This window comes from Sphingomonas sp. SUN019 (genome assembly GCF_024758705.1).
Taxonomy (GTDB): Bacteria; Pseudomonadota; Alphaproteobacteria; order Sphingomonadales; family Sphingomonadaceae; genus Sphingomonas.
Genome location: NZ_CP096971.1, coordinates 2,361,920 through 2,383,628 on the forward strand (window position 1 = coordinate 2,361,920; position 21,709 = coordinate 2,383,628).

At 65.1% G+C, this 21,709-nt stretch carries 20 protein-coding genes; 9 read left to right on the plus strand and 11 right to left on the minus strand.

Going from position 1 to position 21,709, the window contains the following annotated elements; genetic code table 11:
- Nucleotides 1-69: 69 nt before the first annotated feature.
- On the minus strand, nt 70-1,410 hold the full coding sequence (locus M0208_RS11365; protein WP_258891811.1) for a glutamate--tRNA ligase: 1,341 nt from the start codon (nt 1,408-1,410) through the stop codon (nt 70-72).
- An 80-nt stretch (nt 1,411-1,490) separates the two neighbouring features.
- On the opposite strand from M0208_RS11365, the gene M0208_RS11370 reads away from it, so the two are divergent.
- Entirely contained in the window at nt 1,491-2,426 is a 936-nt protein-coding gene (locus M0208_RS11370; RefSeq protein ID WP_258891812.1) for a ribose-phosphate pyrophosphokinase, read from the plus strand.
- A gap of 96 nt (nt 2,427-2,522) precedes the next feature.
- Here the strand turns inward: M0208_RS11370 and M0208_RS11375 are convergent, their stop codons facing one another.
- Both M0208_RS11375 and M0208_RS11380 read right to left on the minus strand, forming a co-directional pair.
- Nucleotides 2,523-2,849 (minus strand): pilus assembly protein PilZ, encoded by a 327-nt coding sequence (locus M0208_RS11375; RefSeq protein WP_258891813.1) that lies wholly within the window; start codon nt 2,847-2,849, stop codon nt 2,523-2,525.
- A gap of 24 nt (nt 2,850-2,873) precedes the next feature.
- Nucleotides 2,874-3,392 carry a sterol desaturase family protein gene (locus M0208_RS11380; RefSeq protein ID WP_258891814.1) on the minus strand — a complete coding sequence of 173 codons (519 nt, stop codon included), beginning with the start codon at nt 3,390-3,392 and terminating at the stop codon, nt 2,874-2,876.
- Between the two features lie 51 nt (nt 3,393-3,443).
- On the opposite strand from M0208_RS11380, the gene M0208_RS11385 reads away from it, so the two are divergent.
- The 5 genes from M0208_RS11385 to M0208_RS11405 all read left to right on the plus strand — a co-directional run bounded on the left by M0208_RS11385 (nt 3,444) and on the right by M0208_RS11405 (nt 8,462).
- Nucleotides 3,444-5,015, plus strand: coding sequence for a lysine--tRNA ligase (locus tag M0208_RS11385; protein WP_258891815.1), 1,572 nt, complete (start codon nt 3,444-3,446; stop codon nt 5,013-5,015).
- 78 nt (nt 5,016-5,093) lie between these two features.
- Entirely contained in the window at nt 5,094-5,651 is a 558-nt protein-coding gene (locus M0208_RS11390) for a 2'-5' RNA ligase family protein (protein ID WP_258891816.1), read from the plus strand.
- Nucleotides 5,652-5,697: 46 nt separating this feature from the next.
- Nucleotides 5,698-6,906 (plus strand): Na+/H+ antiporter NhaA, encoded by a 1,209-nt coding sequence (nhaA, locus tag M0208_RS11395; RefSeq protein ID WP_258891817.1) that lies wholly within the window; start codon nt 5,698-5,700, stop codon nt 6,904-6,906.
- Nucleotides 6,903-7,919, plus strand: coding sequence for a histone deacetylase family protein (locus M0208_RS11400; RefSeq protein WP_258891818.1), 1,017 nt, complete (start codon nt 6,903-6,905; stop codon nt 7,917-7,919). Before nhaA ends, M0208_RS11400 begins: the two co-directional genes overlap by 4 nt.
- Nucleotides 7,920-8,162: 243 nt before the next feature.
- Nucleotides 8,163-8,462 (plus strand): GFA family protein, encoded by a 300-nt coding sequence (locus M0208_RS11405; protein ID WP_258891819.1) that lies wholly within the window; start codon nt 8,163-8,165, stop codon nt 8,460-8,462.
- A 51-nt stretch (nt 8,463-8,513) separates the two neighbouring features.
- Here M0208_RS11405 and M0208_RS11410 read toward each other — a convergent pair whose 3' ends face one another.
- The 6 genes from M0208_RS11410 to M0208_RS11435 all read right to left on the minus strand — a co-directional run bounded on the left by M0208_RS11410 (nt 8,514) and on the right by M0208_RS11435 (nt 14,963).
- The gene (locus M0208_RS11410; protein WP_258891820.1) at nt 8,514-9,737 is read right to left on the minus strand and encodes a dipeptidase; all 1,224 of its coding nucleotides are present in this window, start codon (nt 9,735-9,737) and stop codon (nt 8,514-8,516) included.
- 314 nt (nt 9,738-10,051) lie between these two features.
- Nucleotides 10,052-10,324 (minus strand): acylphosphatase, encoded by a 273-nt coding sequence (locus tag M0208_RS11415; protein ID WP_258891821.1) that lies wholly within the window; start codon nt 10,322-10,324, stop codon nt 10,052-10,054.
- On the minus strand, nt 10,321-10,983 hold the full coding sequence (locus tag M0208_RS11420) for a peptidylprolyl isomerase (protein ID WP_258891822.1): 663 nt from the start codon (nt 10,981-10,983) through the stop codon (nt 10,321-10,323). Before M0208_RS11420 ends, M0208_RS11415 begins: the two co-directional genes overlap by 4 nt.
- Before the next feature lie 286 nt (nt 10,984-11,269).
- Nucleotides 11,270-12,970: an AMP-binding protein gene (locus tag M0208_RS11425; RefSeq protein WP_258891823.1), complete on the minus strand. Its 1,701-nt coding sequence runs from the start codon at nt 12,968-12,970 to the stop codon at nt 11,270-11,272.
- Between the two features lie 37 nt (nt 12,971-13,007).
- Nucleotides 13,008-13,229 (minus strand): hypothetical protein, encoded by a 222-nt coding sequence (locus M0208_RS11430; RefSeq protein WP_258891824.1) that lies wholly within the window; start codon nt 13,227-13,229, stop codon nt 13,008-13,010.
- Nucleotides 13,230-13,280: 51 nt separating this feature from the next.
- On the minus strand, nt 13,281-14,963 hold the full coding sequence (locus M0208_RS11435; protein ID WP_258891825.1) for a diguanylate cyclase: 1,683 nt from the start codon (nt 14,961-14,963) through the stop codon (nt 13,281-13,283).
- A gap of 155 nt (nt 14,964-15,118) precedes the next feature.
- On the opposite strand from M0208_RS11435, the gene M0208_RS11440 reads away from it, so the two are divergent.
- Nucleotides 15,119-16,324: a hypothetical protein gene (locus tag M0208_RS11440; RefSeq protein ID WP_258891826.1), complete on the plus strand. Its 1,206-nt coding sequence runs from the start codon at nt 15,119-15,121 to the stop codon at nt 16,322-16,324.
- A gap of 35 nt (nt 16,325-16,359) precedes the next feature.
- Nucleotides 16,360-17,910, plus strand: a complete 1,551-nt coding sequence (locus tag M0208_RS11445) for a hypothetical protein (protein ID WP_258891827.1) — start codon at nt 16,360-16,362, stop codon at nt 17,908-17,910.
- Between the two features lie 69 nt (nt 17,911-17,979).
- On the opposite strand, the gene clpA is transcribed toward M0208_RS11445, so the two are convergent.
- Nucleotides 17,980-20,298 carry an ATP-dependent Clp protease ATP-binding subunit ClpA gene (gene clpA / locus M0208_RS11450; protein WP_258891828.1) on the minus strand — a complete coding sequence of 773 codons (2,319 nt, stop codon included), beginning with the start codon at nt 20,296-20,298 and terminating at the stop codon, nt 17,980-17,982.
- A 131-nt stretch (nt 20,299-20,429) separates the two neighbouring features.
- A complete protein-coding gene (locus M0208_RS11455) occupies nt 20,430-20,627 on the minus strand; it encodes a DUF1192 domain-containing protein (protein ID WP_258891829.1) in 198 nt (65 codons plus the stop codon).
- Between the two features lie 74 nt (nt 20,628-20,701).
- On the opposite strand from M0208_RS11455, the gene M0208_RS11460 reads away from it, so the two are divergent.
- Nucleotides 20,702-21,706: an NAD(P)H-quinone oxidoreductase gene (locus M0208_RS11460; protein WP_258891830.1), complete on the plus strand. Its 1,005-nt coding sequence runs from the start codon at nt 20,702-20,704 to the stop codon at nt 21,704-21,706.
- Nucleotides 21,707-21,709: the final 3 nt, after the last annotated feature.

Consider the following 21,709-nt stretch of genomic DNA (forward strand, 5'->3'; position numbering starts at 1 on the left):
ATAGTCTCCTTCTCCGGTCTGCGCCGGCATTAGAAATGTTACATCATTACATATACGACGCAAGGGCCTTCATGCGTTACCATCGCCAACATCCAACCGCCGGGCCGCCCGCTCGCGCCCGATCAACGGCAGCAGCGCCGCCATGTCCGGCCCGTGATCCAGGCCCGTCAACGCGAGTCGGAGCGGCAGGAACAATGCTTTGCCCTTGCGCCCCGTCGTCTCTTTCAACGCCGCAGTCAGCGCGTGCCACGGGTCGCCCGCCCAGTCCATCGCGCCCGTCACCCGCGCCGCCTCGGCCAGATAGCCGCGATCCTCGTCGGCGACCTGCGGCACTATCGGCCCCTCGATCACCCTCCACCAGTTCGCCGCCTCGGCGACGGTCGACAGGTTCGGCCGCACCGCCTCCCACGCCGCCGCGTCCATCCCCCCGGGCAAGCGATCAGCCACCGCGTCAAAGCCCAGCTGATGCACGATCCGCGCGCTCACCTGCGCCAGCTCCCCCTCGTCGAATCGCGCGGGTGCGCGCCCGAACCGCGCGAAGTCGAACCCCGCGATCAGCGGTGCGATATCGGCCAGCGGCTCGACCGGATCGCTCGTCCCCAGCCGCGCGAGCAAGGCGCGGATCGCCTGCGGTTCGATCCCGACATCGCGGAAATGATCGACCCCCAGCGATCCCAGCCGCTTCGACAATTTCCCCTCGGCTCCCGTCAGCAACGCCTCGTGCGCAAAGCGTGGCGGTTCGCCGCCCATCGCCTCAAACATCTGCAATTGCAGTGCGGTGTTCGACACGTGATCCTCGCCGCGCACGACGTGCGTGATGCCCAGGTCAAGGTCGTCGATCGCCGACGGCAGCATGTACAGCCACGTCCCGTCCGCCCGCCGGATGACCGGATCGCTCATCGCATGCGCGTCGAATTTCTGCGGGCCGCGGATCAGATCGTCCCAGGTGATCGGCGCATCGTGATCGAGCCGAAAACGCCAGTGCGGCCGCACGCCATCCGCCTCCATCGCCGCGCGATCGGAGTCGCTCAGCGCCAGTGCCGCGCGATCGTACACCGGCGGCAATCCGCGCCCGAGCTGAATCTTGCGCTTCAGGTCCAATTCCTGCGTCGTCTCATACGCCGGATACACCCGCCCCGCGGCGCGCAGTTCGGCGAACCGCGCCTCGTACAGATCAAACCGCGCCGACTGCCGCACCTCCGCGTCGGGCGTCAGCCCCAGCCACGCCAGATCGGCGCGGATCGCATCGACGAACGCTTCTTCGCTGCGCGCCGCATCGGTATCGTCGATCCGCAACAAGAACCGCCCGCCGCTCGCCCGCGCGAACAGCCAGTTGTGAAGCGCGGCACGGATGTTGCCCACGTGCAGGCGGCCGGTGGGCGACGGGGCGAAGCGGGTGACGACGGTCATGCGGGCGCTGTACGGCACACCCCTTTTGCTCGCCAGCCCTACGGACTAAGGCAGCCCGATTCGGGTGGGAGTGCGCGCGCATGAAGTTGATTACCGGCAATTCGAACCTGCCGCTGGCGCGCGCGATCTCGGATTATCTCGAAACCCCGCTGACCGAGGCGTTGGTGCGGCGCTTCGCGGACGAGGAAATCTTCGTCGAAATCCAGGAGAACGTCCGCGGCGAGGACGTGTTCGTGATCCAGTCGACCGGCTATCCGGCGAACGACAATCTCATGGAACTGCTGATCATCATCGACGCGCTGAAACGCTCGTCGGCGAAGCGCATCACCGCGGTCGTGCCCTATTTCGGCTATGCGCGACAGGACCGCAAACCCGGCCCCCGCACCCCGATCTCGGCCAAGCTGGTCGCAAACCTGATCACCGTCGCGGGTGCCGATCGCGTGCTCTCCGTCGATCTTCACGCCGGTCAGATCCAGGGCTTCTTCGATATCCCGACCGACAACCTCTATGCCGCGCCGGTCATGTCCGCGGATATCCAAGCGCGGTTCGGCGGCAAGAACCTGATGGTCGTTTCTCCCGACGTCGGCGGCGTCGTGCGCGCGCGGCAACTCGCGAAACGCCTCGACAACGCGCCCTTGGCGATCGTCGACAAACGCCGCGAGCGGGCAGGCGAGTCGGAGGTTATGAACATCATCGGCGACGTGGAAGGGCGCTTCTGCATCCTGATCGACGATATCGTCGATTCGGCCGGCACGCTCTGCAATGCCGCCGCGGCGCTGCGCGAGGCGGGGGCGGAGGATGTCGTCGCCTATGTTACGCACGGCGTCCTGTCGGGCGGCGCGGTGGCGCGGGTCGACGGGTCGGTGCTGCGCGAACTGGTCATCACCGATTCGATCGGCAGCCACGACGTGATCGCCGACGCGAAAAGCATCCGTCACCTGACGATCGCGCCGCTGCTGGCGGAAGCGATCCGGCGGATTGCGGATGAGACGAGTGTCAGCAGCCTCTTTGATTGAGTCGCGTCGACGGCAAAGCCGTCGTCGAACGGATTAGGTTTCACCAACCCGTCGGCCGGTCGACCGCTTCGCCGCGCGAACGCCGCGCGAGCGCGGCTAGCGGTTCGACAGCGCCACAATGTGATCGAACACCGCCGGGTGCAGCGGCTTCGAGAAGGCGCAGCCGTAGCGATACTTGTCGCGCCAGGCGACGACCGCCTCCAGGCCAGCCAAGCCGGGCAAGGTCAGCCAGACGGTCGTGCCGGGCCACAAGGTGAAGCTGGTCTGCGCGCGGAAACCGGTGACCGACAGGTCGACGACCTCGATCTCGAATCGGGTCGTGCCGCGGTCGCGCAGGTGCGCGCGCATCTTGACCGATTTGCGGAGCGCGTGACGGCTCTCGTCGCCGTCTGACGCATCGGGAAGAGGGATAGCCGGGTCCATGAACCGCGTTATCCGCTGCGAAGGTTACTTTTCCGCAAACGCCCGTTCGCCGGTCGGCGCGCGCACCCCGGCGCGCCCACGGCGCTTCAGTTCCGCCTTCAACGACTCCGGCTCCGGCGCGACGAGGAAGCCGAAGCTGACCGTGCCATGCTTCGTTTCCACCACGTGGTGCAGTCGATGCGCCTGGATGATCCGCTTCATGTACGATGATTTCGGCAGATACCGCGTGGGCAGCCGCTTATGCACGATCACGTCGTGGAACCCGAAATAGATCGCGCCATAAGCGGCGATGCCCGCTCCGATCCACGCGCACCCCGGCCACCAGCCGAGCTGAACACCGCCCAGGATCAGCACGATCGACGGGATTGCGAAGATCACCGCATACAGATCGTTCAGCTCCCAGTTCCCGGCCCGCGCCCGGTGGTGGCTTTCGTGCAGAAACCACCCCGGTCCATGCATCACCCAGCGGTGCATGACGTACGCGAACCCCTCCATCAGCACGACGGTGGAAACGAACAGGAGGATGCCGGCGGGCCAACTCATGGGCCGATGATATAGCCATCGTAGACCGGTCACGCTACGCCGCAGCGCATCATGACCGACGATATCCGCTCCACCGCCCTCGAATCCAAGGCCTGGCCCTACGAAGAGGCGCGGAAGATCCTGAAGCGCTGGCCGGACGGCAAACCCGGCGGAGAGGCGATCATCTTCGAAACCGGCTATGGTCCGTCGGGCCTGCCGCATATCGGCACATTCAACGAAGTGCTGCGCACGACGATGGTGCGCAACGCCTTCCATGCGCTGTCGGACCAGCCGACGCGGCTGATCGCGTTCAGCGACGACATGGACGGGCTGCGCAAGGTGCCCGACAACGTTCCGAACGGCGACATGCTGCGCGAACATCTCGGCAAGCCGCTCAGCCGCATCCCCGATCCGTTCGGCACGCACGACAGCTTCGCCGCGCACAACAACGCGCGGTTGCGCGCGTTTCTCGACGATTACGGCTTCGATTACGAATTCGTCTCGTCGACCGATTACTACGCCTGCGGGCGGTTCGACGCGCAGCTGAAGGACGTCCTGCGCAAGTACGACGCGATCATGGGCGTTATGCTGCCGACGCTGCGGGGCGAGCGGCAGGCGACCTATTCTCCGGTCCTGCCGATCAGCCCGAAGACCGGAATCGTCATGCAAGTGCCGGTCGAGGTCGTCGACGCCGATGCGGGCACGATCCGCTTCGTCGATTCGGACGGCGAGACGATCGAGCAATCGATCCTCGGCGGGCAGGCTAAGCTGCAGTGGAAGCCCGATTGGGGAATGCGTTGGGCCGCACTCGGCGTCGATTACGAGATGCATGGCAAGGATCTGATCGATTCGGCGCAACTCGGCGGGCGGATCGCGCAGATCCTGGGCGGGCGGAAGCCGGAGGGGCTGATCTACGAGCTGTTCCTGGATGAACGCGGCGAGAAGATTTCGAAGTCGAAGGGCAATGGCCTCAGCCTGGAGGACTGGCTGACCTATGGCCCGCCCGAATCGGTCGCCTTCTACGCCTATCGCGAGCCGAAGAAGGCGAAGTCGCTGCACATGGGCGTGATTCCGCGCGCAGTGGACGAATATTGGCAGTTCCGGGACAATTATGCGGGGCAGGCGGTGAAGGAACGGCTCGGCAACCCGGTCCACCACATCCACGACGGCAAGGTGCCGCAGGACGCGCGGCCGGTGACGTTCGGGCTGCTGCTCAACCTGGTCGGGGTGATGGGGGAGGCATCGAAGGAGCAGGTCTGGGGTTATCTCGCGAATTACGTGCCCGATGCGTCGGCGGCGCACTATCCGGAACTCGACCGGCTGATCGGCTATGCGCTGGCCTATCACCGCGACTTCATCGCCCCGACGCTCAAGCGCCGCGCGCCCGAGGGGGTCGAAGTCGCGGCGCTCGAACGGCTGGACGCCGATCTCGTGGCGTTGCCTGCGGAGGCGAGCGCGGAGGATATCCAGAACATCGTCTACGAGATCGGCAAGAGTGGTGGGTTCGCGGAGCTGCGCGACTGGTTCAGGGCGCTGTACGAGACGCTGCTGGGGTCGAGCCAGGGACCGCGGATGGGCAGTTTCATCCGGCTTTACGGTATCGACAACACGCGAAAGCTGATCGCCGAGGCGCTGGCGCAATAGGGAAGTTCAATCGCGGGCATGGACTCGCGCAACGGGAACATATAAAGAACGAATGTCCACTCGAATCGGGCATCGCTCATGTTTCATCAGCCTCCCGTCCTGCATCGCTTCTTCTTCGCGATACGGCCACCGATCGTGCTTGCGCGTCAAATCGCGGAGGCGGCGGGGTGGTTCGACGGCGCGCGTGGGCGGCAAACTCCCGAACGATTGCACATTACGCTCGTCATCCTCGATGATTTCGCCTCGTGGCCACCCACAATCGTCGCGGCGCTGCGTGAGGTGGGACGGCTGATCGCAGCGGCGCCGTTTGTTATCACGCTCGATACCGCGGCGGGCAGCAGTCACTCGATCGCCTTGCGTCCGAGGCGGTGCAATGCGGCGCTCGACAATCTGCGCCGCCAAATAGCAGTCCACGTCGGTGCCGCAGGGGTCGCAGAACGGATCGGTTATCGGTTCAGCCCGCACCTCACGCTCGGTTATCGCGAGGGGCGGCCTTTTAGCCAGCCGATTGCACCGATTTCGTGGACGGTCGATACGCTGGAGTTGATCCACAGCCAAGTCGGCCGGACGCGGCACAACGTCGTTGATCGTTGGATGCTCACCGGAAGCGGCGATGCGCAGCTAACTTTGTTCTGATCGGGTTCTGATTGGCGTAACCTCGCCCGGTCGATAAGGCACGCTGATGCTGTCGCCGACCATTGGACGTAAGCCGTTGTCGGCGTTGCGCGCTTTCCTCGCCGGGGAGGCGGTGGGCGGGATCGTCCTGATCGTCGCGGCGGTGCTGGCGCTGGTCATCGCCAACCTGCCGACGACCGCCGAATGGTATCAGCACACGCTCCACGCGGAAACCGGACCGGTCCTGGCGCGCGCGCTGGGGCCGATGACGGTGCATCTGTGGATCAACGATGCGCTGATGGCGCTGTTCTTCCTGCTCGTCGGCCTGGAGATCAAGCGCGAGTTCGTCGACGGGCGGCTGGCAAGCTGGGACCGGCGGCGGTTGCCGTTCATCGCCGCGGTCGCGGGCATGGTCGTTCCGGCGCTCGTCTATCTGGCGATCGCTGGCGAAGACCCGGCGATCCAGCGCGGATGGGCGATCCCCGCGGCGACCGACATCGCCTTTGCGATCGGCGTGCTGGCATTGCTCGGCAGCCGCGTGCCGCCTGCGCTGAAGCTGCTGCTGACGACGGTCGCGATCGTCGACGACATGGGCGCGGTGGCGATCATCGCGCTGGCCTATACCGATCACATGAACGTGATCGGGCTGGCGGGGGCGGCGCTGGCGGCGACCGTGCTGTACGTGATGAACCGGCGCGACGTGATGGCGCTGTGGCCGTATCTGCTGGTGGGGGCAGCGTTGTGGCTGTTCGTGCTGCAATCGGGCGTCCATGCGACGATCGCGGGCGTGGTCGTCGCGGCGATGATCCCGGTGAAGCCGACGCCGGGCGCCCCCGATGCGATGGATTCGCCGTTGCACCGGCTGGAACACGCGCTGCACCCGTGGGTCGCCTATGCGATCGTGCCGCTGTTCGCGTTCGCTAATGCGGGCGTTCCGCTTGGCGGCGTCGATTGGGCGGTGCTGGGTGAGCCGTTGGTGCTGGCGATCGTCGCCGGACTGTTCGTCGGCAAGCAGATCGGCATCTTCGGCGGCATCTGGGGCGCGGTGCGGCTGGGCATCGCGCGCAAGCCGCATAACGTCACCTGGCTGCAGCTGTACGGCATGGCGTTGGTCGCGGGGATCGGGTTCACGATGAGCCTGTTCATCGGCGGCCTGGCCTTTCCGGGCGATGCGGCGCTGGTGGAGCAGGTCAAGATCGGGGTGCTTGTCGGTTCGCTGGTGTCGGCGATCGGCGGATTCGTGATCCTGTCACTCGCGCCGCGGAAACGCGGATGAAGCGGTTCTTCGCCCCCGCTCAGCTGGGCCACGCCCCGGCGCGCGAGCTGCATAACGGCGGCTTCACCGCCTATGCCGAGACGCCTGCGCGCGCCGACGCGATCCTGCGCGCGACCGGCGGGGCCGAGCAGCCTGAGGATCGTGGCGGTGCGGCGATCGTGGCGGTGCATGACGCCGATTATGTGCGATTCCTGAAGGATGCGCCCGCGATGTGGGCGGCGGCGGGGCGGCCGGGGGATGCGATTCCCTATGTCTTTCCGGTGGTCGGCAGGCGTCCGCTGAAGCTCGACCGGATCGATGCGCTGATGGGGCGCTACAGCTTCGACGCGACGACCCCGATCGCGCGCGAGACATGGACCGGCGCCTATTGGAGCGCGCAATCCGCGCTCGCCGCAACGCATGTTGTGCTGGAGGGCGAACGCGCCGCCTTCGCGCTGTGCCGCCCGCCGGGCCACCATGCGGGCAGGGACTATTGCGGCGGATATTGTCATCTGAACGTCGCGGCGATCGCGGCGCAGGCAGGTCGCGATGCGGGCGTCGCGCGGGTCGCGATCCTCGATATCGACTATCACCACGGCAACGGCACGCAGGACATCTTCTGGGAGCGCAGCGACGTGTTCTACGCGAGCGTCCATGCAGACCCGGCGAGCGATTACCCGTTTTACTGGGGGCACGCGGACGAGTCCGGGGAGGGCGACGGGGCGGGTGCGACGCTGAACCTGCCGCTGCCGCATGGGGCGACGCTGGCGGCTTTCCGTGCGGCGCAGGCCGAGGCGCTGGCGGCGATCGCGCGGTTCGGCGCGGGGTTGCTGGTGGTCAGCTTCGGCGCGGACACATGGGAGGGCGATCCGATCTCGCATTTCGCACTGAAGACCGCGGACTATGCGGTGCTCGCCGCCGATATCGCCGCGGCGGGCTTGCCGACCGTGATCGTCATGGAAGGCGGCTATGCGGTCGACGCGCTGGGTGCGAACGTGGCCGGTTTCCTGAGCGGGTTCGACGCGGAAGGTTAGGCTAAGGTTAGGCCAAGACGGCATTTTCGAGCGTTTCGAAAGTCACGGTAAAGTCGCACCGACGCAAACGTATCGAGCGCGGTGGCGTCTTTTCGTGAAGCGGCGATGCGAAACAGCCAGCGAGCATTACCAGATCGGCATCGTGTAGGAAAACGCGCTGACCGCTTAAGCCCGCTTGCGGACGTTTCCTGCTGGCGGGTACAAGTCGCTATGGGAGTTCAGGGAAGCTGTCACTGCGGCAACGTGCAGATCGAACTGCCAAGCCCCCCGGCGTGGGTGGCCGACTGCAACTGCTCGCTGTGTCGCAAACTTGCGTGGCGTGTAGCTTATTATCAGCCGGATCAGGTCAGCATTTCAGGCGAGACGACGGCCTATGTCTGGGGCGATCGAATGATCGGCATCCACCACTGCCCAATCTGCGGTTGTGGCACACATTGGGATACGCTTGGCGAGGACTTCGGCAAGATGGGCATCAATGCACGCTTGCTCGACGGCTTCGATGAGACAGCCGTCGAGGTCAGGAAGGTCGATAATTCAGGCTGAATGGGCTGGGCGCTCATGTCGGCGTTCCACCAATACAAGACGCCCCTCCCCTCAATCCGGCTCGATCGTATCGACGGGCGGCTGGCCCGCGCTCGCCTTAGCGACCGCCTCGACCCGCTCCATCACGCGCAGCACGTTACCCTGCGACAGGCCCGCGAGATCGGCGTCGCTCCAGCCGCGGCGGGCGAGTTCGGCGAATAGCAGGGGGTAGCCGTCGACGCCCTTCATGCCGGTGGGGCCGGTGCCGTTGATCCCGTCATAGTCGCCGCCGATGCCGACCGCGCCGCGACCTGCGATCTTGGCGATATGCTCGATGTGATCGGCGACGGTCGACGCGGTGACCGCGGGTTCGGGGTGGGCGGCGTCCCAAACCACCAATGGCGCGGGGGCGTTCGGGCCGTAGGCGTCGGTGGAGATGCCGAGCGATTTCGCGTGATCGGTGCGCGCCTTGTCCCAGTCGCGCCACGCCTGCGACAGGAAGGCGGGGTAGAAATTGACCATCACGACGCCGCCGTTCGCGCCGATCTTCGCCAGCAGATCGTCGGGCACGTTGCGCGGCGCGTCGGTCAATGCCCGGGCGGAGGAGTGCGAGGCGATCACCGGGGCCTTCGTTGCGCTCAGCACCGCGGCCATCGTCGCGTCGGAGACGTGGCTGACGTCGACGATCATGCCAATACGGTTCATCTCGGCCACCACCTGCCGCCCGAAGGCGCTGAGGCCGTTCGCGCGCGGCGCGTCGGTGGCGCTGTCGGCCCAGTCGAGGCTCTTGCCGTGGGTCAGCGTCATATAGCCGACGCCGAGCGCACGATACTGGCGCAGCACCGACAGGCGTCCGTCGATCTGATGCCCGCCCTCGACCCCGATCAGCGAGGCGATCCGCCCGGCCTTCTGGATGCGGCGCACGTCGGCGGCGGTGTCGGCCATTTCCAGCGCGCGGGGGTTGGCGGCGACGAACCGGCGGACGATGTCGATCTCCTCCAGCGTCATTTCCACCGCGCGCGCGCCGGTTACGTCGGCGGGGATATAGACCGACCAGAATTGCCCGCCAACATGGCCGCGGCGCAGGCGCGGGATGTCGGTTTGCAGCGAGAGCGGCGGCGCGGCGGTATCCTTCGACAGGTCGACGCCCTCCACCTTCGCATCGCGCCGCGTGCGGATTTCCCAGGCGAGATCGTTGTGCCCGTCGATCACCGGCGCGCGGGTCAGCAGGCGATCGATGCGCGGGGGGACGGTCGCGGGGGCGGCTTGGGCGGCGAGGAGGAGGGCAAGGATCATCGGCAGGCTCCGCGGAAAATTGGGCGAATGTTGAGAATGTTGAGACGCTGGCGCATTTTCTTGCCCCGCCCCCTGGTATGCTCGGTTGCGAGAAGGGCGCGCCTTTTCATGCCCACAGCACAGCAAGTTGGCGCGGTGTAGGAAAGCGAAAAAAATCTCGGGCGCAGCGGGAACCACATTCCACGACGACCGTTGTTATGTGACTTCGATCGAAAGACCGAAGTGTTAGACTGGTTCGAAGCCTTGCGCGACGGCCCGTCAAGGGAGCCCCGGCGCGAAAGCGACGGGGCTTACTTTTTGTCGGGCGCGCGGGATCACACCGTCGGGCGTTTGACGAACCCGTTCAGAATATCCGCCGATTCATCGTCGCTGATCGACACGTCGGCCACGCGGGATGCGGGTGATCCGATCCGCGCCTTGGCGATCGCCGCCTGCACCATCTCCGCCGAACCTTGCACGACCGATCCGTCCATGCGGTTGCGGACCCAGCCCTCCACGCCGATCGCACGCGCCTCGCCCGTGAACCAGTCGCGGTAGAACACGCCCTGGACGCGACCGGTGATGCGCAGGCGGCGGCGGACCCTCATCCGTCGCGCCGCCGCTCGATCAGCCACGGGCGCGGGCGGCCGGTGGGTCTGGCCTTCCCGTCGAGCCGGATCGTGCGGTTGATGCGGACGGGCCGCAGGAGGAGCGTACCGTTCATGCCGCCGCCGGTCGGCTGCGCCAGGATATGCTTCACCACCGCCTGTCCGCCGACGACGCGGCCGAACGCGGCATAGCCGTCATAGCCCGCCCGCGCGTCCATCGACGGCATCGGTCCGACGGTGATGAACCAATTGCCGTTGGCCGAGCCGGGCGGCCCACGCCGCGCCATCGATATGGTCATGTCGAGATGCTTGATCCCGGTCTTGTTGGTCGGTTCGTGCGCGATCGTGTCGAGGAAACGGCGCGCGTCGGTGCGAATGCCGCTCTGGATGAAGCCCTGTTTCGGGGTCTGCTTGCCGCGCGCGACGCGGTAAAAACTGATTCCGTCAAAGCGGCCGTCGTCGACGTAGCGCATGAAATTGGCGGTGGTGACCGGGGCGCGGCGGGCGTTCAGCGCGAGGATGATCGGTCCCGCCACCGTCTCCATCCGCACGCGAACGAAGCCCGGGGTCGCGCGGTCGGCGCGTTGCGCGGCGACCGGTGCGGCGAGCAGGAGTGCGGCGATTGAGACGACGAGCCGCGTCGTGAAGGACAATATCATTGCCGCGATCTGCCCGTGGCGCGCGGCCGGCGCAAGCTGGAGTCAAAACGATCGGACATTAGCGCGGCAGTCAATCCTCCCCTGCAAGGGGAGGTGGCAGCCCGAAGGGCTGGCGGAGGGGTGTCGCCCTCACGATAGCGAGTGGCGGGTCGGATTGCCCCCGGCAATCCTCGAACGCGCGGTGCGCGTTCGACCCGCCACTCCCCTCCGGCGCTACGCGCCACCTCCCCTTGCAGGGGAGGATTAGAAGTGGGGGAAACCTTGAGCGCGTCCGACTTTAGTCCGGTCAGTCGGTCGGATATCCGGCCGACCGCACCTCTGCGACCAGATCCTTGCGACTGAGTTTCCCGATCATCGTCTTGGGCATTGCACCCCGCACGATCACCGCGTCGACGCGTTCGTGCTTGCCGACCTGCGGGTTGAGCCAGGTCTTCAGCGTGACGCCGTCGATCTCCGCATCGTCGGCCAGCGTGACATAGGCGCGCGGGGCTTCGCCGCGATATGCGTCGGGGACGCCGATGACCAGCGCCTCGCGCACCGCGGGGTGGGTGTAGAGGATGTTCTCGATCCGGCTTGGGAAGACCTTGAACCCGGCGACCGCGATCATATCCTTCAACCGGTCGACGATGGCGACGAACCCGTCCGCGTCGATCGTCGCGACATCGCCGGTGCGCAGCCAGCGCGTGCCGTCGGCGTCGATTGCGAAGCTGTCCACGTCGGCTTCGGGGCGGTTCCAATATCCCGCCATCACCTGCGGTCCCGCGGCGACGAGTTCGCCGGGTTCGCCCGGCGGCGGGGGCCGCGTCGGGTCTTCCTTGTCGAGCAGTTTCAGGCGAGTCGCGGGGAGCGGCTGGCCGATCGTGCCGGGCTTGCCGGGCGCGGCATAGGGGTTGGCGGTCAGCACGCCCGAGCTTTCGGACAGGCCATACCCTTCGACCAGTGTCGATCCGGTGGTCTCTTCCCAGCGTGTCTTCAGTTCGGCGGGGAGCGGCGCGCCGCCCGAGATGCAAATGCGCAGGCTCGACAAATCGGTGGTCGCGATCTTCGGGTGATCGAGCAGCGCACGGTACATCGTCGGGACGCCGGGGAGCGCGGTCGCCTTCGTCCGCGCGATCGCGGCGAGCACTTGACCCGCGTCGAAGCGTGGCAGGAGCGCGATCTGCCCGCCGTGCGCGACGGTGCGGTTCAGGACGCAGGTGTTGGCGAAGACGTGGAACAGCGGCAGCGCGCCGAGGATGCGGTCGGGCTTGTCCGGATCGGGGTCGATCGCGTTTACCTGGGCCGCGTTGGCGGTCAGGTTCGCGTGGGTCAGCATCGCGCCCTTCGGCGTGCCGGTGGTGCCGCCGGTATATTGGATCAGCGCCACGTCATGCGCGGGGTCGATGATGGCGGGCGGAAGCGCGCCGTCATTGGCGATCAGCGCGGAGAAAGCGGTGATGCGGGCGTCGCCGGGGCGCTTGGTCACTTCGCGCCCGCGGAAAAGGCGGTAGAACAAAGACTTGGCCGGGGGCAGTGCGCCCGCGACCGATCCGACGATCAGGCCTTCCAGCGCGCTTTTCTCCAGCACCGCCAGCGCGGTCGGCAGTAGCGCGGTGGCGGACAGCGTGAACAGCAGTCGCGCGCCCGAATCCTCGACCTGCTCGCACAGTTCGTCGACCGTGTAGAGCGGCGAGAAATTGACGACCGTCGCGCCGAGCCGGAGCGCGCCGTAATGGGCGGCCAGGTAATGCGGGGCGTTGGGCAGGAACAGGCCGATGCGGTCGCCCTTGCCATAGCCTAACGCGGCCAGCCCGGTCGCGACGCGGCGCGCGCCGTCGGCTACCTCGGCGTAGGAATAGATCCGGCCGAGGAAATCGATCAGCGGGCGGTCGGCGAAGCGCGTGGTCGCCGCGTCGAACATCGCGGGGACGGATTGCGGCGGGAATGGCTGATCCCACGGGGTCGGATGACGATAGGCGGTGCGCCAGGCGTGCTCGGGATCGGTCATTGACACGCGTGTAAGCAAGCGCGGTTGCGCCGGCAAGTCAGCGCATAATGTGCTCCGCCGCCCAGCTCGCGAGCGTCGCTGCGCCCGCGATGAGCGGCGCTGCCTCCGCCTTCATGCGCGGCGGTTCCTCGTCACTCGCGGCAATCTCGATCACGCCGATCATCGGCGTCGGATCGGGGCGGTTAGTGAGCGCGAGCAACGCGATGGCGGCGGCCGCAAAGGCGATCCGGCGACGGCGGTAATTCGGCTGCTGATCCATGCGCATTCTCCCGGCGGCGAGCCATAGCCGAAACCAGCCGCGCGGAAAAGATCAGGCGGCGATCATCCGCCGGTCGCCGCGACGCACCCGGTCGCGTCCCGCCGCCTTCGCCGCGAACAGCGCCTGATCGGCTGCGCGGTACATCACGTTCCAGTTCGCCTCGGTGTCGAGCGGGCCGACGCAGGTGCCGAGCGACACCGTGACCGTCAGGTCGAACGGCATCCGTTCGGCGCGGACACGGTCGAGGATGCCGGTCGGCGACAGGCCAGCGCCATCGGGCACGACGATCGCGAATTCCTCGCCGCCGATCCGCGCGACCAGCGCGCCGGGCGGCACCGACATGCGCAAGGCGCGGGCGACGACGCGCAGCACCTCGTCCCCGCCATCATGGCCGAGCGTGTCGTTGACGCGCTTGAAATGATCGATGTCGGCGACGATCAGCAACTGGTCGCCTTCGCGCCCGATCGCCTCGCGCAGGAACGCGCGGCGGTTGAGCAGGCCGGTCAGCGGATCGATGTCCGCCAACAGGCGCGCGGCGATCTCCTTTTCGCGCGCCTCGTCGCGTTCGCGGGTCAGCAGCTTGATGCGGTACGCGATCGCGACGCTGGACAGCAACGCCTCCAGCGACATCGACGCGATCGTCGAATTGTCGAGCAGGAAGTTCCACGACACCAGATTGAAATTGCCCGCCACGCGCAGCGTCGACAGCGCGATCGGCGCGGCCCAGGCGACCGCGAACAGCCACAGGAAATTGCTCCGCCGCCGCCATGCCTGCGCCAGGATCGCGAACGCCACCGCCATCAGCACGAGAAAGCTGACTGCATAGAGGCGGTCGAGCAGCCTGATCTGCCACGGCGCGACGAACGCGAACAACGTCGACGTGCCGATCAGCAACCAGATCGCGGCGTCGTTGGCGCGCGCCAGCCAGCCGCGAAAGACGAACGATTCGAAAAAGCTGCGCGCGAAGACCAGCGCCGCCGCCGCGGCCAGCGCGAGCGACATATAATTGCTGCGCATCCGGTCGTTGTTGGGCACGTCGGGCCATAGCCAGGCCGACGCCCCCGACGAGGACAATGCATAGAGCAGCAGGCAGGCGACCATCGCGCAATAGGCGAGCTGGAACCGTCGCCTGAGCGCGACCCAGAGTGCCAGGTTGTAGACCAATAGCGCGACGCAGAGCCCGGCGAACGCGCCATAGAGTGTGCCGAGCGTCAGGTTCACGCGTGCGCTGTCGGCGGGCGTCGCGATGCGCGCGCCGACCAGGATGCCGCGCAGGTTCGCCGCGCCCTCGACCCGCCACAGCAGCCGCACCACGGGCGCGCCGCGCTGACGGATCGGCAGTTCGAAGATCGCGCCCATCTGCAATGCGCGCGCGGCGCCGCGGCCGTCCATCGTGCGGGCGTAGAGAGCGCCGTCGGCATAAGCGACGTAGAGCGTCGACCGGTCTTGCCACAGGCTGGCGGTGCGGATCGCCGCGGCATCGCGAATCGTGACGGGGGCCGAGCGGACCCAATAATCGCCGCGGCCAAAGTTGGTTTGCGCCGTGGTGCAGTCGAAGCGACCGCGCGCCGCCAGCATCCGCGCCGGCGTGTCCCCCGCGCTGACTGGCGCGACGCACACCGCAAGCGGCGTTCCGACCAGCCCGCTTTGCGCGGCGGCTGGCGCGGACCACGCCAGAAGCCCCGCGACGAGCGCGACGATCCACCCGGCCAGTTGCGCGATCCCCCTTGGCATGACGGTCGTCTAGGCGGGGTGGTGCGAAGATATGGTAAAAGCGTGACACGGTCCGGTCGGCATCCTCGCGCCCCAGCCGAAGTGTTTGACGATCACGCCGGAATGCTGAAGGGCCAGGGACGGTTAGGGCCGGGGGCGGGTTGACGGACATTAGCATGACGAAGGCGGGCGTATTGTTGCTGGGCGTGGCGCTCACCGGCCATACCGCGTCGGTCGCGGTGGAATCGCCAGCCGTCGCACCAGCGGTCGCCATCGTCCGGTCCGCCGAACGGCAGATTGCCGATAGCCGATTGCGCTGCCAGGTCGGGGGCGGATTGCCCACCGCCGCGATCGGCGGATTCGCGAAGATCGCCGGGACGACCGGCGGCGCGGGCTATCCCCAAATCAGAGTGACCAGCGACAAGGACAACGGCGCCGGATCGCTGCGTGTCGCGGCGCGTGCGGCGGCGGCGGCGGGCGGTGGCCGGATCATGTTCGATCTGCCCGCCGGCGCGCGACGGATCGACCTGCAATCGACGTTGCGCCTGCCGTCCAACCTGACGCTGGACGGAGGCTGCGGCGGCGTGACGATCACGAGCGCGGGGCGATATTCGGCCTTGATGCTGGTCGATGCGAAGAACGTCGCGATCCTGGGCCTGCGCATCCATCAGATCGGCCCGGCCGCCGCGCAAAAGGGCGATTGCATCAGCGTCCGCGGAGAAAGCGACCGCGTCTGGATCGCCTACAATCAACTGACCCGCTGCGGCGACGGCCTGATCGACATCACCCGCGCGCCCCGCGCGGGCAGCGCGACGCGGGTGACGATCGCCTTCAACCGCTTCGCCGACCACGACAAGGCGATCGGCATCGGAACCACCGATTGCGCGCGGGACGCCGAATGCCCCGATTATGCGCATCGCCCGTGGCGCTGGAACGAGGGGATACAGGTGACGCTGCAGAACAACCTGTTCCTCAACACCGGGCAGCGCCATCCGCGCGTGTCGGGGCTGGCATTCGTCCATTTCGTCAACAATGTCGTCATCTACCGCCGCTTCCGTCGTCCGGACGGCACGCTGGGTGCGAGCTACGGGACGTTCGTCGGCAGCGGCGCGCGGGCGCTGATCGAACGCAATGTGTACGTCAACGCGAACACCGACCGGCGCTACGCGATCTGCGCACCGGGGATCGTCACTTGTGGTGGGTCGGACGAGAAGCGGCCGAAGGCGGGCGCGATGACGATGATCGGCAACGCCACGGTCAATGCGGTTGGTCCCACCGGTCACTCAGAAGCGGCGGCACCGCGAGTTCCGTATCAACTCGTCGGCCTTTGCGCGGACCGATACTCAGCCGATCTGGCGCAATGTATCGAGGATCGGCTGTGATTGTGAACATAGACGTGACAAGGGAGCGGTCGCAGATGCAAAGCGGTGCTGATTGCCTCGACCGAATTGATGTTGCGCATGGGAAATCTATTGTTCCGATTCAGGAAATCATTCCGCAATCCTTTATTACATCGCGACGAGTAATTCCGTATCCGGAATCGAAAACCAATTTGGCTATAGTCGACCTTTTGTGGGAGTATCCGGTAAGCGATATAAATATTACGGGGCTACCGGAGAACGTTAAAGTTGATTGCGCGGTATCATGCAATCTGACGGAATGGCATGACGCAGATCGGTCGTTTGATAATTCGCAAGTGGCTCGATCATACCAGTTCTCTGGTAAGCTGGGCATCCGTTATATTCGTGTCTCAGTATCAATAACTCTCGAATGGAGCAAAGCTAAGGTCGAAGTTCCGATTCTATCGAGCGATGTTATTGAGAATGAATCAAATAGATATAAAATAGGTTCCGATAAACCTGTTTCGGTTGCTATAATCGGAACATCAAATTCAGTTATGCATTACGGATACGTAAGTACACTCGGTAACTCTAGAATAAATATCACGATAAATGCATCACTAGGATCAAGTCATCCTGTTGTTCTTCCATTCCGAAGAACAAAAATATCAAACGAGAATATCGATTTATTCATAATAGACCTTAATGTTAACGAGCAAAATGCGTTAAACAGCGGTCACTATGACATTGAAACAACCGAAATGGTACTACGGGATCACGCGCGGTGGTGCTTTGAGAGAAAGGCTATTCCGGTTGTCCTGTTAATGCCGGAGCGGTCGGGCCTCTTGGGTCAAATACGGCCATCGGTGCCATCTGCACGCGATAACTACATCAATATATGTAATAAAATGCGCCTACCCTACTTTGACGGGTATGAGTTTACATGGGCGCTTGCTGAAGAACTTGATCGATCTCCCGATAGTTTAATAAAAGGAGTAAATCACCTCACGCATTTTTCTTCACAAATTCTAGGTAAAGTACTGTCTCGAGCACTAGCTACGCTCTTTGAAACTGTTTCGCTTTCCCGGAATTTGGATGATGTAGCGCCTTTTGACTATGCTCCGGTCGCTTACCGGCGCAATATGCAAGAGCTGATAGTGCGGAAGACGGCCCTTGGTGAGGAAAGCTTCATTAGGCTCAGCGAGGGGGATTCGTTCTATGTCAGGAATGTGAGAAATTGTGAAGTGGTGGGGGTCGTTCTCAACATGTCACAGTCGCGCGGAGCATTGCGCCTATATGGCGAAAATCAACTCATCAAACAGCTATCGACGCCATTTGGCGATGGAAAGAAACCAATGATTCTTGTTTGTTGGAGTCTGACCACGCCCGTAAGGGTCGGTGATCGAGCGTTGAAAATCGCCTGCATGTCAGACGAAGGACTGGACGGGCGGATGGAGGCTACCGATCTGGCCTACAGATCAACCCCGGAAGAAGAGAAAATCGACGTCGGCATCGAAATTTGCGGCTTCATAACACGCGGCCAGCCTGAGAGAGTTTCGATGGCCTCCACAACCGGCGCCGAGCTAAAGCTGTTCCGTAGAAGCGACCTTCGCTCCGTGCTCGCCTGAAAACCGATACGGCATCGATCACGGATACGGTTGCAACGCCAGACCCGTGATCGACGAATGATCGCTAACTTACCCAGCCTCGACCTTCTCCGTCTTCCCACCCTTCTTCTTCGGCTTCTTGGGTGCTGCGGGGACGATCTCGAACGACAGCGCGTTTTCCTTCAGCTTGATCGTCACCTCGCCGCCGTGGACCAGCTTGCCGAACAGCAGTTCCTCGGCCAGCGGCTGTTTGATCTTTTCCTGGATCAGGCGGCCCATCGGGCGGGCGCCGTAGAGCTTGTCATAGCCCTTCTTCGTCAGCCACTCCTTCGATTCGTCGTCCAGCGCAATGTGGACGTTGCGGTCGGCGAGTTGCAGTTCGAGCTGGAGGATGAACTTCTCCACCACCCGCGCGACGACCTCGGTGGGCAAGTAGGCGAACGGAACGATCGCATCCAGGCGGTTGCGGAATTCCGGCGTGAACATCTTCTGCACCGCCTGTTCGTCCTCGCCCTCCCGCGTGAGGTTGCCGAAGCCGACCGTCTCGCGCGCCATGTCGGACGCGCCGGCGTTCGTGGTCATGATCAGGATCGTGTTCCTGAAATCGACCGTCTTGCCGTGGTGGTCGGTCAGCTTTCCATTGTCCATCACCTGCAACAGGATGTTGAAAAGATCGGGATGCGCCTTCTCGATCTCGTCGAGCAGCAGCACCGAATGCGGGTTCTGGTCGACCGCATCGGTCAACAGTCCGCCCTGGTCGTAGCCGACATAGCCCGGCGGCGCGCCGATCAGCCGCGAGACGCTGTGGCGTTCCATATATTCGCTCATGTCGAAGCGCTGGAGCGGGATGCCCATGATCAGCGCGAGCTGCTTCGCGACCTCGGTCTTGCCGACGCCGGTCGGGCCGGTAAACAGGTAGTTGCCGATCGGCTTGTCGGGATCGCGCAGGCCCGCACGGCTGAGCTTGATCGCGCTGGCGAGCTTCTCGATCGCGCTGTTCTGCCCGAACACGACGCGCTTCAGGTCGGTCTCGAGCGTCGCGAGCTGCATCTTGTCGTCGCTCGACACGCTTTTCGGCGGGATGCGCGCCATCGTGGCGATGACCTGTTCGATCTCCTTGGGCGTGATCGTCTTCTTGCGCTTGTTCGGCGCGACCAGCATCTGCATCGCGCCGACTTCGTCGATCACGTCGATCGCCTTGTCGGGCAATTTGCGGTCGTTGATGTAGCGCGCGCTGAGTTCCACCGCCGACTTGATCGCGTCGGGAGTGTATTTCACTTTGTGGTGATCCTCGAAAGCTGAGCGGAGGCCCGCGAGGATCTTGATCGTGTCCTCGATCGTCGGTTCGTTGACGTCGATCTTCTGGAACCGGCGCAGGAGAGCGCGGTCCTTTTCGAAGTGGTTGCGGAATTCCTTGTAGGTGGTCGAACCGATGCAACGGATCGTGCCGCCCGACAGCGCAGGTTTCAGCAGGTTCGACGCGTCCATCGCGCCGCCGCTGGTTGCGCCTGCGCCGATCACGGTGTGGATCTCGTCGATGAACAGCACCGCGTGCGGCAGCTTTTCGAGTTCGTTGACGACCTGTTTCAGCCGCTCCTCGAAATCGCCGCGATAGCGCGTGCCCGCGAGGAGCGCGCCCATGTCGAGCGAGTAGATGACGGCAGGCAACAGCACCTCGGGCACGTCGCCCTCGACGATCTTCCGCGCGAGGCCTTCGGCGATCGCGGTCTTACCCACGCCGGGATCGCCGACGTAGAGCGGGTTGTTCTTCGACCGGCGGCACAGGATCTGCACCGTGCGGTCGACCTCCGGCCCGCGGCCGATCAGCGGATCGACCTTCCCGGCCTTCGCCTTTTCGTTGAGGTCGACGCAAAATTGCTTGAGCGCGCTTTCGCCCTTGCCCTTGTCCGTGGCCTTTTCCTTCTTCTCTTCCTCGGCGCCCTTCGGCGTGGCGGCTTCGGTCGGCTGGTTGCCCTTGCCGACGCCGTGGCTGATGAAGCTGACCGCATCCAGGCGGCTCATGTCCTGCTGCTGCAGGAAATAGACGGCGTAGCTTTCGCGTTCGCTGAACAGCGCCACCAGCACGTTCGCGCCGGTCACCTCGTCGCGGCCCGACGACTGGACGTGCAGGATCGCGCGCTGAACGACACGCTGGAAGCCGCTGGTGGGTGACGGATCGGTCTGCGCCTCGACCTTTAGCGCGCCGAGTTCGGTGTCGAGGTAATGCGCAACGGTCGATTTCAGCTCGCCCGTGTCGACCCCGCAGGAGGCCATCACCTGGCTGGCGTGTTCGTCGTCGATCAGCGCGAGCAGGAGGTGTTCGAGCGTCGCATATTCGTGACGGCGCGAGGATGCGGCCTCGAGCGCCTTGTGCAGCGTGGATTCGAGGGCGCTGGCGAAGGAAGGCATTTACGTTACTCCTGTCGGGCCGCATAACGACGCGTGGCCCTTTCCAACTATGTCGGAATTGGATGGCCCCGCATCAAGCGCTGGGGCTTCGCACCGGTGGCGATGTGCTCGCTGGACCGATGCACCAGCGTTCACGACTTGAATAACTGATCAGCGCTTGCGCGATGGTTAACGGCGCCTTCAATTTTTCGTCGGGTGCGCTCGATCTCGCTTTCCAGCGCACGGACGCGAGCCTCGAGTTCGGCGACCGACAGGCGATCGAGATCCTCGCGCAGCAAGGCGGGCAGGGGATCGTCGGGCCGAGGCCCCAGGATATCGTCCAGGTCCACGATACGCAGCGTTGACCGCTGCAGGTGCGAAGTCAATAAGCGCCCAGCGAATTGCGGCGAACGGGGGGCTGCCAATGACCGAGTTACCGGCGACGATGCAGGCGATCGATCCCGAGGTTGCCGGCGGGCCGGAGGTATTGGTGGCGGTCGGACGGCCGACGCCTGCGCCGGGCGAGGGCGAAGTGCTGATCCGCGTCGCTGCTGCCGGGGTCAACCGGCCAGACGTGCTGCAGCGCAAGGGCGGCTATCCCCCGCCGCCGGGCGCGCCGTCCATTTTGGGGCTGGAACTGGCGGGGACGATCGCCGCGGTCGGCGCGGGCGTTGGCGGCGAGATGCTGGGACAGCCGGTGTGCGCCCTGGTCGCGGGCGGGGCTTATGCCGAATATGCCGTCGCGCCGGTGGGATCGTGCCTGCCGGTGCCCGAGGCGCTGAGCATGATCGAGGCGGCGGCGCTGCCTGAGACCTTGTTCACCGTGTGGACAAACCTGTTCGAGCGCGCCTTTGCGGTCGAGGGCGACACCGTGCTGGTGCACGGCGGGACGAGCGGCATCGGGACGATGGCGATTGCGCTCGCCAACATATTCGGGCTGACGATCATCGTGACCGCCGGATCGGACGAGAAATGCGCCGCGGCGAAGGCGTTGGGGGCGGATCACGCGATCAACTACAGATCGGAGGATTTCGTCGCGCGGGTGAAGGAGATCACCGGCGGCAAGGGCTGCGCGGCGGTGCTCGACATGGTTGGTGGCGAGTATGTCGCGCGTAATCTGCAATGCCTGGCCGACGACGGGCGGCACGTATCGATCGCGGTGCAGGGCGGGGCGATGGCGACGATTCCGGTGTTCGAGGTGATGCGCCGCCGCCTGACGCTGACCGGATCGACGCTGCGCGCGCGCGACAACGGGTTCAAGGCGATGGTCGCTGACGAACTGTCGCGCATCGTCTGGCCGCATGTCGTGGCCGGGCGGCTGAAACCGGCGATCGACCGGACCTATCCGCTGGCGGAGGCTGCGGATGCGCATCGCCGGATGGAGGCGGGGGAGCATGTCGGCAAGATCGTGCTGACGGTGGGCGATTGAGTG

What these genes read in the sequence shown, in the direction of transcription:
- M0208_RS11365 (WP_258891811.1), bottom strand. Translation starts at nt 1,410, where the DNA reads ATGACCGTCGTCACCCGCTTCGCCCCGTCGCCCACCGGCCGCCTGCAC.
- M0208_RS11370 (WP_258891812.1), top strand. Translation starts at nt 1,491, where the DNA reads ATGAAGTTGATTACCGGCAATTCGAACCTGCCGCTGGCGCGCGCGATC.
- M0208_RS11375 (WP_258891813.1), bottom strand. Translation starts at nt 2,849, where the DNA reads ATGGACCCGGCTATCCCTCTTCCCGATGCGTCAGACGGCGACGAGAGC.
- M0208_RS11380 (WP_258891814.1), bottom strand. Translation starts at nt 3,392, where the DNA reads ATGAGTTGGCCCGCCGGCATCCTCCTGTTCGTTTCCACCGTCGTGCTG.
- M0208_RS11385 (WP_258891815.1), top strand. Translation starts at nt 3,444, where the DNA reads ATGACCGACGATATCCGCTCCACCGCCCTCGAATCCAAGGCCTGGCCC.
- M0208_RS11390 (WP_258891816.1), top strand. Translation starts at nt 5,094, where the DNA reads ATGTTTCATCAGCCTCCCGTCCTGCATCGCTTCTTCTTCGCGATACGG.
- nhaA (WP_258891817.1), top strand. Translation starts at nt 5,698, where the DNA reads ATGCTGTCGCCGACCATTGGACGTAAGCCGTTGTCGGCGTTGCGCGCT.
- M0208_RS11400 (WP_258891818.1), top strand. Translation starts at nt 6,903, where the DNA reads ATGAAGCGGTTCTTCGCCCCCGCTCAGCTGGGCCACGCCCCGGCGCGC.
- M0208_RS11410 (WP_258891820.1), bottom strand. Translation starts at nt 9,737, where the DNA reads ATGATCCTTGCCCTCCTCCTCGCCGCCCAAGCCGCCCCCGCGACCGTC.
- M0208_RS11415 (WP_258891821.1), bottom strand. Translation starts at nt 10,324, where the DNA reads ATGAGGGTCCGCCGCCGCCTGCGCATCACCGGTCGCGTCCAGGGCGTG.
- M0208_RS11420 (WP_258891822.1), bottom strand. Translation starts at nt 10,983, where the DNA reads ATGATATTGTCCTTCACGACGCGGCTCGTCGTCTCAATCGCCGCACTC.
- M0208_RS11425 (WP_258891823.1), bottom strand. Translation starts at nt 12,970, where the DNA reads ATGACCGATCCCGAGCACGCCTGGCGCACCGCCTATCGTCATCCGACC.
- M0208_RS11430 (WP_258891824.1), bottom strand. Translation starts at nt 13,229, where the DNA reads ATGGATCAGCAGCCGAATTACCGCCGTCGCCGGATCGCCTTTGCGGCC.
- M0208_RS11435 (WP_258891825.1), bottom strand. Translation starts at nt 14,963, where the DNA reads ATGCCAAGGGGGATCGCGCAACTGGCCGGGTGGATCGTCGCGCTCGTC.
- M0208_RS11440 (WP_258891826.1), top strand. Translation starts at nt 15,119, where the DNA reads ATGACGAAGGCGGGCGTATTGTTGCTGGGCGTGGCGCTCACCGGCCAT.
- M0208_RS11445 (WP_258891827.1), top strand. Translation starts at nt 16,360, where the DNA reads ATGCAAAGCGGTGCTGATTGCCTCGACCGAATTGATGTTGCGCATGGG.
- clpA (WP_258891828.1), bottom strand. Translation starts at nt 20,298, where the DNA reads ATGCCTTCCTTCGCCAGCGCCCTCGAATCCACGCTGCACAAGGCGCTC.
- M0208_RS11460 (WP_258891830.1), top strand. Translation starts at nt 20,702, where the DNA reads ATGACCGAGTTACCGGCGACGATGCAGGCGATCGATCCCGAGGTTGCC.